This is a genomic window from Aurantibacter sp. UH7, from assembly GCF_056839165.1.
In genome coordinates this window covers 24122-36569 of record NZ_CM166388.1, presented here as the reverse complement: position 1 = coordinate 36569, position 12448 = coordinate 24122, and the positions used below count along the sequence as shown (strand labels likewise).

13 protein-coding genes are annotated in these 12448 nt (G+C 34.7%); 9 read left to right on the top strand and 4 right to left on the bottom strand.

Annotated features, from left to right (window positions below; genetic code table 11):
- The first annotated feature begins 14 nt into the window (after positions 1-14).
- Positions 15-2471 (top strand): replication restart helicase PriA, encoded by a 2457-nt coding sequence (gene priA / locus UH7x_RS00180; RefSeq protein ID WP_482361702.1) that lies wholly within the window; start codon positions 15-17, stop codon positions 2469-2471.
- Between the two features lie 65 nt (positions 2472-2536).
- On the opposite strand, the gene UH7x_RS00175 is transcribed toward priA, so the two are convergent.
- Positions 2537-3229, bottom strand: coding sequence for a LytR/AlgR family response regulator transcription factor (locus tag UH7x_RS00175; RefSeq protein WP_348150842.1), 693 nt, complete (start codon positions 3227-3229; stop codon positions 2537-2539).
- A 232-nt stretch (positions 3230-3461) separates the two neighbouring features.
- On the opposite strand from UH7x_RS00175, the gene rpsF reads away from it, so the two are divergent.
- The 7 genes from rpsF to UH7x_RS00140 all read left to right on the top strand — a co-directional run bounded on the left by rpsF (position 3462) and on the right by UH7x_RS00140 (position 8082).
- Complete coding sequence (gene rpsF / locus UH7x_RS00170) at positions 3462-3803, top strand: 30S ribosomal protein S6 (protein ID WP_482361701.1); 342 nt, start codon at positions 3462-3464, stop codon at positions 3801-3803.
- 5 nt (positions 3804-3808) lie between these two features.
- Positions 3809-4105: a 30S ribosomal protein S18 gene (rpsR, locus tag UH7x_RS00165; protein ID WP_153755009.1), complete on the top strand. Its 297-nt coding sequence runs from the start codon at positions 3809-3811 to the stop codon at positions 4103-4105.
- A gap of 12 nt (positions 4106-4117) precedes the next feature.
- On the top strand, positions 4118-4576 hold the full coding sequence (rplI, locus tag UH7x_RS00160) for a 50S ribosomal protein L9 (protein WP_482361700.1): 459 nt from the start codon (positions 4118-4120) through the stop codon (positions 4574-4576).
- 84 nt (positions 4577-4660) lie between these two features.
- Positions 4661-5137, top strand: a complete 477-nt coding sequence (locus UH7x_RS00155; RefSeq protein WP_482361699.1) for a DUF6495 family protein — start codon at positions 4661-4663, stop codon at positions 5135-5137.
- 149 nt (positions 5138-5286) lie between these two features.
- Entirely contained in the window at positions 5287-6666 is a 1380-nt protein-coding gene (gene hisS / locus UH7x_RS00150; protein ID WP_482361698.1) for a histidine--tRNA ligase, read from the top strand.
- 97 nt (positions 6667-6763) lie between these two features.
- Positions 6764-7534, top strand: coding sequence for an SDR family NAD(P)-dependent oxidoreductase (locus UH7x_RS00145; protein WP_482361697.1), 771 nt, complete (start codon positions 6764-6766; stop codon positions 7532-7534).
- Between the two features lie 113 nt (positions 7535-7647).
- Positions 7648-8082, top strand: a complete 435-nt coding sequence (locus UH7x_RS00140) for an RbsD/FucU domain-containing protein (RefSeq protein ID WP_482361696.1) — start codon at positions 7648-7650, stop codon at positions 8080-8082.
- Between the two features lie 58 nt (positions 8083-8140).
- Here UH7x_RS00140 and UH7x_RS00135 read toward each other — a convergent pair whose 3' ends face one another.
- Both UH7x_RS00135 and UH7x_RS00130 read right to left on the bottom strand, forming a co-directional pair.
- Entirely contained in the window at positions 8141-8692 is a 552-nt protein-coding gene (locus UH7x_RS00135) for an NUDIX hydrolase (protein WP_482361695.1), read from the bottom strand.
- Between the two features lie 42 nt (positions 8693-8734).
- Positions 8735-9823, bottom strand: coding sequence for a M42 family metallopeptidase (locus tag UH7x_RS00130; protein WP_482361694.1), 1089 nt, complete (start codon positions 9821-9823; stop codon positions 8735-8737).
- Positions 9824-9926: 103 nt separating this feature from the next.
- Between UH7x_RS00130 and UH7x_RS00125 the strand changes: the two genes are divergently transcribed.
- Positions 9927-10610 (top strand): DUF4294 domain-containing protein, encoded by a 684-nt coding sequence (locus tag UH7x_RS00125; RefSeq protein WP_482361693.1) that lies wholly within the window; start codon positions 9927-9929, stop codon positions 10608-10610.
- Between the two features lie 5 nt (positions 10611-10615).
- Here UH7x_RS00125 and UH7x_RS00120 read toward each other — a convergent pair whose 3' ends face one another.
- Positions 10616-12382, bottom strand: a complete 1767-nt coding sequence (locus UH7x_RS00120; RefSeq protein ID WP_482361692.1) for an SGNH/GDSL hydrolase family protein — start codon at positions 12380-12382, stop codon at positions 10616-10618.
- Positions 12383-12448: the final 66 nt, after the last annotated feature.

Here is a 12448-nt window from a genome sequence, read left to right as displayed (position 1 = left end):
TTATAAGGGGGCCTATGCAGTATTTTATCAACGTTATACTACCAATTCCTTTAGAAAAACAATTTACTTATTCCATTTCTGAAGAAGAATCGAAAGTGCTTCTACCTGGAATGCGAGTGGCTGTACCCTTTGGTAAATCTAAAGTGTATACTGGGCTGGTATTTTCAGTACATAACAATCCGCCTGAAATATATGAAGCAAAACAAATTCACCAAATATTAGATGATACAGTTTTAGTAAACGAAGCGCAATTAAAACATTGGCAATGGATTGCAGAGTATTATATGTGCACTTTAGGCGAAGTATTTAGAAGCGCAGTTCCGAGTGCATTTTTATTAGAAAGTGAGACCTTAATTTTGTTGAATAAACAGGTGGAGGTTGATGAAAGCGATTTAAAAGATGATGAATTCCTAGTTTTTGAGGCATTGCAATACCAATCGATGTTACGAGTACATGAGGTTGCTGCTATTATTGAAAAGAAGAATACACTACCAATTTTAAATCGGTTAATCACTAAAGGAGTGATTGTTTTAAAAGAGGAGTTATTCGAACAATACCGTGCTAAATTGGTGCGCTATGTTAAAATTGGCAAGGTATATCAAGCGGAATCTGAATTAGAAAAGTTATTAGATAATTTAAAAAGGGCCCCTAAACAAAGTCAAGTTATTTTATCACTTTTTCAATTAGAGGCCACCTCTAAAAACCCTATTAAAGTTTCAGAATTGGAATCGAGTAGTGGTGCGTCCAGAGCAATTATTAAGACTTTGGTAGATAAAGAGATTTTAGAAGAATATTTTATTCGTACAGACCGAGTTAATTATGATAATGAAAGTGAAGCTAGTAATCTCAAGAAACTTAATGAATATCAGAAAGAAGCGATAACAGCAATACGCAATAGTTTTAATGCTAAAAAAGTTGCCTTGTTGCATGGTGTTACCTCTTCGGGAAAGACGGAGGTTTATGTTGAATTAATAGAACAATGTATAAAAGAAGGCAGGCAGGCATTGTATTTACTACCCGAGATTGCCCTAACTACCCAATTAATAGGTCGATTACAGGATTATTTTGGCGAGAAGGTTTCTGTGTTTCATTCCAAATATAACATCCAAGAAAGGGTAGAAGTATACAATAATGTACTAGCGAATAAGCCAAAAGCTCAAATTGTAATTGGTGCGCGTTCAGCTATGTTTTTGCCTTTTTCAAACTTAGGACTGATTGTGGTAGATGAAGAACATGAAAGTTCTTTCAAGCAATTTGATCCTGCTCCAAGATATCATGCGCGTGATAGTGCCGTTGTTTTAGGTAATCTGCATAAATCAAATATTGTGCTTGGCTCAGCCACGCCAAGTATTGAGAGTTATCAAAATGCGAGGTCTAACAAATATGGCTATGCGCAAATAACAAGGCGCTATGGTAATGTGCTATTGCCGGAAATGGAGTTGGTAGATATTAAAGAACAGCATCGTAAAAAAAGAATGAAATGGCATTTCTCGGAACGTCTAATAGCTGAAATTACTGAAACGCTGGAATTGGGTGAGCAAGTTATTCTATTTCAAAATAGAAGAGGTTTTGCACCAATTTTAGAATGTACTACCTGCGGTCATTCGCCACAATGTCCCAATTGTGATGTTAGTTTAACATATCATCAATATAAAAAGCAATTGCGTTGTCATTATTGTAGTCATAATATTGCTTTGCCCGAAAGTTGTCAAGCATGCGGTAGTTCAACTTTAGATACAAAAGGCTTCGGTACGGAACAAGTGGAGCAAGAGCTTAAAAAGCTTTTTCCGGAGGTAAGAGTAGCGCGAATGGATCTTGATACTACTCGCGGTAAACATGCTTATGAAAAGATTATTACCTCTTTTGAGCAACATGAAGTTGATGTTCTTGTTGGGACGCAAATGGTGACTAAAGGCCTCGATTTTAGAAATGTAAGTTTGGTGGGTATTATGAATGCAGATTCATTACTTAATTTTCCAGATTACAGAGCTCACGAACGTAGTTTTCAGTTGTTAACTCAAGTGGCAGGTAGAGCAGGGCGGACACAAAAAAGAGGTAAGGTAATTATTCAAACATATAATCCGTATCATCAAATATTAAGACAAGTTACTAATGGTGATTTTGAAGGAATGTTTAAAGAGCAGTTATATGAGCGAGAGCAATATAAATACCCGCCTCATAATAAGATTATACAATTAACATTTAAGCATAAAGAATACAATCGTTTAAATGAAGCTGCGGAGTGGTTTGCAAAAGGACTTCGCAACACATTTAAATCTAATGTGCTCGGACCCGAATTCCCACCTGTTTCGCGAATTCGAAATCAATATATAAAGCATGTATTGCTGAAAATTCCCGCTGGGCAATCTCTTGCAAAAACCAAGAGTAGTATTAAAAGAATTGAAAAATCATTTAATGCTATTGCAAGTTTTAGATCGGTGAGAATAATATATAATGTAGATCATATATAAAAAAGAAAATCGCTGATTTTAAAAAAATCAGCGATTTCAAATTGTTAATAAATTTTATCTAGAAACTAGAAGTTGTTCAGTGCGTCTGCAAGTTCAGTCTTCTTGTTTCTACTTAGCGGTATTGATCTGCCGCTTACTTCAACGTTTTTACTGTTGAATTTCTCAATTTTCTCTAAATTGACTATATAAGATTTGTGTATTCTTAAGAACTTGTCTTCTGGTAATTGCTTTTCAAAAGACTTCATGGTAGAAAGAATAACGATATTTGCTTCATCAGTAACTAACTTTATATAGTCACCAAGTGCTTCTATCCACTTAATATCATTAAGAATTACTTTTCTTTTCTTTAGATTACTCTTTACAAAAATATGCTCTTCGTCTTCATTAACTCTGTGCATTTGCTCAAATTTGCCTACGGCTCTTTTTACAGAGGCATCGAAGCGAGCCATGGTAATTGGCTTGTGCAAATAGTCTGTAACGTCGTAATCAAATGCTTTTAGTGCGTAATCTGGTTTTCCGGTAATCAGAATAACTTGAGGTGGATTTTCCAATGATTCGAGTAGGTCGAATCCGTTGATTATGGGCATTTCAACATCTAGGAAGATTACATCAATCTGATTGTTTTTGATTCCATTCTTAGCCTCGATAGCATTACTGTACTCTGCTACCATAGCCAAATTGGGATGATTATTCACCAATTTTGCTACTGCCATTCGCTGCATAGACGAATCGTCAACAATTATACTTCTTAGTTTCATAAAAGGTTTGATTTGTGGGGTTAAATCATTGACAAATTACATAATAAAGACGCTGAGTTGCAACAAAAGTTGTAAACATTGTACGGTTTTCTGTGTAGTTTTCAATGACGATAGGTTAAGATTTAGGTTAAGTTTAATTTTTATGATTCCTGTTTATAACGAAGAAAAAACTGTTTTCGTGTGAATTAGTCTTAAAATATTCATATTTTTGCGCTCCTAAAATTAAATTAATATGAACAATTACGAAACTGTTTTCATTTTGAATCCCGTTCTGTCTGATACTCAGATAGAGGAAACAGTAAAGAAATTTGAAGATTTCATCAAAAAGAACGGAGGCAAGATGGTCTCTAAAGAGAATTGGGGCCTAAAAAAATTGGCCTATGCGATCCAACACAAGAAAAGTGGTTTTTACCATTTGTTCGAGTTTACTGCTCCTGGTGAGGTAATTTTACCTTATGAGCAAGAATTTCGCCGTGATGAGCGTGTTATGCGCTTTTTAACAGTGAAATTAGACAAACATGCAATTGCATGGGCGGAGAAAAGAAGAACAAGGTTAAAAACAGCTAAAGCGTAAGTGATATGGCATCTATAGAACAACAAGCAAAAAGTAAAAAAGATGGAGAAATCAGATATCTGACTCCATTGAACATTGAAACCAATACTAAAAAGAAGTATTGTAGATTTAAGAAGTCTGGTATCAAGTATATCGACTACAAAGACGCTGATTTCTTAATGAAATTAGTAAACGAACAAGGTAAATTACTTCCAAGAAGACTTACCGGAACTTCGTTGAAATATCAAAGAAAAGTGGCTCAAGCTGTAAAACGCGCACGTCACATTGCATTAATGCCTTATGTTGGCGATTTGTTAAAATAAAAGAAACGAACGATGGAACTTATATTAAAACAAGACGTAGAGCATTTAGGCTTTAAAGATGATGTTGTAATCGTTAAGAATGGTTACGGAAGAAATTACCTTATTCCTAGAGGTTTGGCACATTTGGCTACTACTTCTGCTAAAAAGGTTTTGGCTGAGAATTTAAAGCAACGTGCTCATAAAGAGAAAGAAGTTGTAGATGGCGCTAATAAAACCGCTGATGCACTTAAAGGATTAGAATTGAAGATTCCTGCTAAAACAGGGGCTGGCGATAAATTATTTGGTTCTGTAACCAATATCGATTTAGCGACTGCACTTGAAAAACAAGGACACAAAATCGATAAGAAATTTATCAAAATTCAAGGTGGTTCAGTAAAACGTACTGGTACTGCAAATGCACAAATTAGATTGCATAGAGAAGTATTGGTAGAATTCGCATTTGACGTGGTTGCTGACGCTAAGGCTAAGTAAATCTTTCAGATTTCTTTACTAAATATTAAGAGCCGTGTTCGCATGGCTCTTTTTTTGTTTTATATATTAAAAGAATAATAGATTTTGAAATACGCAAGACTTACTAAACAACAATTAGAAGAATTACACCAAGAATTCATAAATTTCCTTGCTACACAGTCGGTTACAGGTGATGAATGGAAACAACTGAAAGAAGAAAAACCAGAAGTTGCTGAAGATGAAATTGATGTTTTTAGTGATTTAATATGGGAAGGCGTACTAAGTAAAGTTGGCTACCTAGAAAATGTTTCAGAAAAGCAAATGCACCTTTTTCATTGTTCTGATAAAGAAATGAAATTAATATCTGTTAAAGTAATGAACCCGGAAATTGATTTAACTACTTCTTTGGGTTTTTCATGGTTTAAGAAGAATTGGCAGTCCGATTTTGTTGAATATTTAACAGCTTCTAAAGCTTACACAGAAGATAAAAACTTAGACAAATTCAATTTAATTAAACAAGGAGCGGTTATTACAAAAGGTGAATTGTATCAATGGTTTGAGAAGGTGATTGTAACTTCTTAATCATTAAAATTGATTTTATAAGTTATTGAAGGTACGTTTAAAACTTACTTCATTTTTGAATCGATTAAGGAGGACTATATTTGTAACTAAAATCCAAATTTAAAATGCCTAAGTTTACCCATAGGCATCGTTTATAAGAATACTATTAAATGGCTCAAAAACCAAGCATACCTAAAGGAACCCGTGATTTTTCTCCTAGTGAAGTTGCAAAACGCAATTATATCTTCGACATCGTAAAAAAACATTTTCAAACCTTCGGCTTTCAACCTATAGAAACACCTTCTTTTGAAAATTCGAGTACTCTATTAGGAAAATATGGTGAAGAAGGTGATCGATTGATTTTTAAAATACTAAATTCTGGTGATTTTATTAGTAAAGTAGATGACGTTACTTACAGTTCTAAAAACTCCAATAGTATTTCGCCTAAGATTAGTGAAAAGGCATTGCGCTACGACTTAACCGTGCCTTTTGCACGATATGTGGTAATGCATCAAAATGAGATAGACTTTCCGTTTAAACGTTATCAAATACAACCCGTTTGGCGTGCGGATCGCCCACAAAAAGGTAGATTTAGAGAGTTTTACCAGTGTGATGCTGATGTTGTTGGTTCCAATTCACTTTTACAAGAAATTGAGTTTATTCAGTTATATGATTCCGTTTTCACTGATTTGAAATTGGATGGAGCTACAATCAAATTAAATAATAGAAAAATTTTATCTGGGATTGCAGAAACAATAGGAGCGAAAAACTTGTTAATCGATTTTACGGTCGCACTAGATAAACTGGATAAAATAGGAGAAGAAGGGGTTGTTAAAGAAATGCTTGGAAAAGGTATTTCTCAAGAATCTATAGAAAAACTTTCGCCTCTTTTTTCATTATCAGGCAGTAATAAAGAACAATTATCAGCTTTAAAACAACTATTGTCAGGTTCAGATGAAGGAAGCGCAGGTGTAGAAGAACTTTCATTCATAATTGAAACGATTGAATCTATTGGACTTAAATCTGCTAATCTTACGATTGACGTAACCCTAGCTCGAGGTCTAAACTATTATACGGGTGCTATTTTTGAAGTAAGTCCACCAGAAGGCGTTAAAATGGGCTCAATAGGCGGTGGAGGTCGATATGATGACCTTACTGGTATCTTCGGAATGAAGGACGTTAGTGGAGTGGGTATTTCATTTGGACTTGATCGTATTTATCTTGTTTTAGAAGAATTGGAATTATTTCCTGAATATGTTGATCAATCACTTCAAGTTCTTTGTTTGAATTTTGGAGATAATGAAGCCTTAAGTGCTTTAAAGTTGGTAAGTAATCTCAGAGAATCTGGTATAAAAGCAGATTTATATCCTTCGAATGTTAAAATTCAGAAGCAAATGAAATATGCAAATAACCGAAATGTACCCTATGTGATTTTAATAGGTGAGCAAGAGTTAGCCAATAATTCGTTTGTAGTTAAAAACATGAAAGAAGGGTCGCAGGAAAAATATAGCTTGAGTAAAGTACAAGATTTTACAAAAAGCTTATCGTAATGTATTAAATTATATTTATAACACTAAAAACACATTAACCATTATGATACGTAGTTAATTAGGAACTAGTATCAATCTAATTTAAATTATCAATACTATGAAAAATACAGATAAACTTTCTGGAAAAAATGTTCTTATTACTGCTGGAGCCCAGGGAATTGGGGAATCAATTACAAGACATTTTATTGATAGTGGAGCTAATGTTTCTATTCATTATTTTTCGAGTTCTGATACAGCGAACGAATTAGTAGATTATGCAAAAAGCAAAGGACAAAAGGCAGTTGCTGTTAGTGGAGATTTAACAAAAGAAGAGGATGCGAATACCCTAGTTGAAAAATCAGTTGCTGCATTTGGCGGTCTAGATATTCTGGTTAACAATGCTGGTTCACTAGTAGCACGTAGATTGTTGAAAGAAATGGAGACTGAATTTTGGCACAAGGTAATGGATATAAACCTTACCTCTATGATGTTTGTAACTCGAGCTGCAGCTCCTTATCTTGGAAAACATGAGAATAGTAGTATTGTAAATTTAGCTTCACTTGCAGGCCGAAAGGGCGGGCACCCAGGTTCACTGGTTTATTCTACAAGTAAAGGTGCAATCTTAACTTTTACACGGGCACTATCAACTGAATTAGGAGCCCAAGGAACTCGAGTAAATGCTATTGCACCAGGACTAATTCTTGGTACTTCATTTCATAATACGCATACTACAAAAGAATCAGCAGATGCAACAACGGCTGGTATTCCAATACAACGTGCAGGAAATGCGGCAGATGTGGCTAGAGCAGTTTTATATTTGGCATCTGAATATGATGGCTTTATTACAGGCGCTACTTTAGATATTAATGGTGGTGTGTACAATATGTAATTTTCGGTTTTTTTGTTTATGTTTTTAGGTTACAGTGACAACAAATAAAATCACTAATAAGAACTAGTTACGGCATAGTTGCTAGGGTCTACTTATTTATAAAAGATATAGTTATGCTAAAAACATCGGTAATACACCCAACGATTATGGAAGTGCTTGCGCGTTCGGGTCATTTTGCACAAGTAGTCATTGCAGACGGTAATTTACCAGTGGGGGCTATGAACGGACCTAATTCTACTACAGTGCATCTCAATTTTCGTCCAGGTTTATTAGATGCGCTTACGGTTCTAGAAGGAATTCTAGAAGTTTGCCCTGTTCAAGGAGCAATTGTTATGGAAAAACCTGCCGAAGCAAATGCAGAAATACACGATGCATATAAAAAGTTACTTGGTAATGTTTCATGGGACGAAATGGAACGTTGGGCGTTCTATGATAAAATAAGAGACCAGAATACCACTTTAATAATTCAGACTGGTGAGCAGCGACGTTTTGCAAATTTGATTTTAACTGTTGGGGTGGTTAAAATGGCGGAAGAAAGTAATTTCTAAATTATTAAAGTAAATCTACTTAAAGTTAATACAAAACATTGATTTTTAGTATTTTGTGTTATTTTTTTAAGTTCTTGTTTATTTTCTTGTAGATATTCTCATAGTATAACTTTCCATGAGGTACATAATTGGATTTTGTTGCATTATTTATTTTATCTTTCAATTCAGTGAGGGGAATTAATTTTAACTGTTCTACTTCACTTTCTTGTTTTATTAAGTTTTCTAGTGTTACATTTAAAGCTGTTATAAAAGTGTGGTGAAACTCACAATCGTTAAGCTCATCATTATGTTTTTGTATGGATTTAAAAACACCAATTTTTTTTAATTGTGATTCTTTAACCTGTATTCCAATTTCTTCTTCAACCTCTCTAATTGCTGATGTTTCTATAGTTTCTCCTGCACCAATATGGCCAGCAACCGATACATCCCATAACAAAGGGAACGTGTCTTTATCTTTTCCACGTTGCTGCATAAGTATTTTGCCATCCGAAGTATAAAACCAAATATGAACCGTTTGGTGAAACCATCCGTTTTTATGCGCTTCAGATTTCATGGCAGTTCGTCCTGTCATGTTTCCATCAGCATCTAAAATATCAATTAACTCATCCATAAATCAAAAAAAAAGCCTCCCGAAATAGGAGGCTAAATATGTTTATTCGAAATAACTAAAAGTTTCACCAGATTCTATAGCTAACAATGTTTCGTAATACAAACGAATTACGTTTTCAACATCATCTTTATGTACAGTTTCAACTGTGGTATGCATATAACGTAACGGCAATGAGATTAAAGCAGAAGCTACACCGCCATTGCTATAAGCAAAAGCATCGGTATCTGTTCCTGTTGATCTTGATGCTGCAAGACGTTGAAAAGGTATCTTGTTTTTCTCAGCAGTTTCAATAAGACGTTCGCGTAATTTATTTTGAACAGCAGGAGCATAAGAAATAACAGGGCCAGATCCCATTTCTATATGACCTTCTTTTTTCTTGTCTATCATCGGAGTTGTAGTATCATGACAAACATCGGTTATTATAGCCACATCAGGATTTAGAGTATGGCTGATCATTTCTGCACCACGCAATCCTATTTCTTCCTGTACAGAGTTTGTAATATATAATCCGAACGGTAATTTCTTCTTGTTTTCATGTAGAAGTCGAGCAACTTCCGCAATCATAAAACCACCAACTCTATTATCCAAAGCACGACAAACAAATTTGTCTTTATTTAGAATTTTAAATTCATCGGGGTAAGTGATGACGCAACCAACATGAACTCCCATCTTTAAGACTTCTTCTTTGTCTTTTGCGCCTATATCAATAAAAATATTATCAGGTTTAGGTGGTTCTTCTTTTACACGACTACGTGTATGAATAGCCGGCCAACCGAAAATACCTTCAACGATACCATTTTTTGTGTGGATATTAACCCATTTAGATGGTGCAATTTGGTGGTCACTACCACCATTTCTTATTACATAAATTAAACCATCATCAGTTATGTAGTTCACATACCAGGCTATTTCATCAGAATGCCCTTCAATAACTACTTTATATTTTGCCTCCGGATTAATAACGCCTACAGCTGATCCGTAAGTATCAGTGATAAAGGTGTCAACATAAGGCTTAAGATATTCCATCCATAGCTTTTGTCCTTCCCATTCGTAACCTGTAGGTGCCGCATTATTTAGATATTTCTCTAAAAATTCTAGCGATTTTTTCGTCAATATTTTCTTCACACTCATTTAATTGAATTTTGAATACAAACTTAATCATATTCACGTTTATTTAATAATAACATGCTTGCATAATAGTTAACTTTGGCAAGTGAATTGCACTAAGTAGTATATGATACGTAGCTTATTTTTCATTTTATTATTAGGAGTAACAACTGTGGGACTTGCCCAGATAGAAGATCAACCCCTTGATTCTGTTGCCGAGAAATTAATAATGATAGAAGGTGATTCTATTTTTAGAAGCTCTGTATCTTTAGATGAAGTATATGTTTTTGGTAGGTTGAAATTTGATAATTACCAAGAAAAATTACATTATTATATTTTGCGTAGAAAGACATTAAAAGTATACCCTTATGCTAAATTGGCCGCAGAAAGATTAGTAGAATTGAATGATAGTTTAACAAAGATTACCAAAACGAGAAAAAAGAAAAAGTATACCAAAAAAATACAGAAGTATATTGAGGGCGAATTTTCGGAAGAATTAAAAAAACTAACGCGTACTGAGGGTCAAATATTAGTTAAATTGGTACATAGACAAACTGGTATGACTGCTTTTGATTTAGTGAAAAAGCTCCGTAACGGCTGGCGTGCGTTTTGGTATCAAACTACCGCTAAGATGTTTAAAATCACCATCAAAGAGGAATTCGATCCTGTTCAAGTTCATGATGATTACTTAATAGAAGATATTCTACAGCGTGCTTTTGCGAAATTTAAATTGGAACGGCAAGAATCTGTATTAGATTTCGATTTTGCCGCTCTAAATGATAAATGGAGTAACCCAATAGATGAAAAATAGTATATCTATTTTTTAAAATAGGGGAGTAAAGCTTTGCGCATTTTTATATATCCCTCTTTGTTAGGATGTAGTCCATCTGAAAAAAGCGATTCGTCTATTTTATCATCTTCTTTAAGAAATATTGACCCAATATCAGCATATTCAATATTGAATTGTTGAGCTAATTCCTCAATTTTTTTATTCAGTGTAACTACACGTTCCTCATTATCTCTTCTTGGTAATATTCCAAACCAAATTATTTCGGATTGCGATTGTCTGTACTGAATTGCTTGTAATACTAGTTTGTGGCCTTCAATGATTTCCTCATCGGTATTAAGATGTAGATTATTGGTACTTACCATTCCAATAATTTGTTCTGCATTAAATCCATCAAGCTCGCCATGGTAAATTCGCCATAATAGATTTTCAAGACGATCCCAGCCGTATGCATAGTTGCCCATACCAAGAGGATTAAAATATTTTGTCCATGTTTTTTCTTCTCTGGCAAGTTTTGCTTTTGGCAATCCACCCCAAAAGTGAATAATCGAATTAGCTAAAAACACCTTTTTTGGAGGATTAGTTTCATTCATTTCTAGAATCTCTTGGTGGCGTCTTTCCCAATCATAATTGTTAGGTTCTCTATACTGTGTAACGGGTAGGGTGGTGGTAGACTTACCAATTGCTTCATGTAAAATGTCACGTAACTTGGTTTCATAGGCTTTGGCATAATGCATCATTCCTAAATCATTAGGGTGCGTGCCATCTACCATATCATCAAGTTGTAGCCCTAATTCCTCATAACTTAAATAGTATAAGTCTTTTATGCCTTCTTTTTGAAGTTTATCAAAAGCGGCCTTTTGTACTTCATTTACCCGGGTGTAAGATTTTAATCTGGCTGGTTGAATAAAGCCATCCGTATACCCCGCATGTTCGGTAAGTAAGATTGGGGTGTTTGGTCTTTTGTCTCGTAATTGACGTACCGAATTAAGTACTCTTTTGTCGATTTCAGCGTTACTATATTCATTTTTACGCACAAGATTTGGTAAACAGTCAAGTACGATAATCTTGGCATCTATTTCTTCTAATAAATCAACTACTTCTTTTTCGAGTCTTCCATTTCCTGAAAAGGCTAAATTTAAAAGAGGTCTATCCATTTTTCTGCTTAAAATGTTAGTCCATGCCATTCCTGGTCGACTTGCACAGGCTCCATGTGCTATAGAAGTGCCATACACTAAAATGGGTTTTTCTTTACGTACCGGTAGCGGTTCGAAATGTGTGCTTTTTGGAACGCCAATTTCCATCCATTCAACACTATTATATAGGGGAAGATTTAGCCTATATTCTCTGCCTAATTTATGATACGAATCATTTGGCTCTAAACCACTATAACGATAGGTAATAGTGTCCGAAAACTCTCTTTTACCGTTCGCCCACAAAGTTGACCCATCGTTAGTAATTGCGTATAAATCGACACCACTTACACCAGTGGCAGGCATGTGATCCATTTCTTTTTTATGTCGAACTTTATAACGGACAACAATCTCTTCAGAATTTGAACGGAATCTAATTTTTAAACCTGCAGCATGTTTAGAGAGATTCCAGACAGCTTTACGCACTGTTTTTTCTGCCCTTGCTGGTAATCTATCGTAAGGAGATTTTACTTCTTTAGGCCAGGCCTGCCCTTCAATAACTGGAAATTCATTAGTTGCCGGATTCCACCATATGATTTCTGAATCTTGAGCAAAACTACTATTTATTTGGAAGCAGAGGATGAAAATTAGGAGTGTTCTCATTAGTGTGGTATTGTGTTTATAGAAAATAAAAAACCCTCTATAATTAGATATTGCGCTAAAAATTGA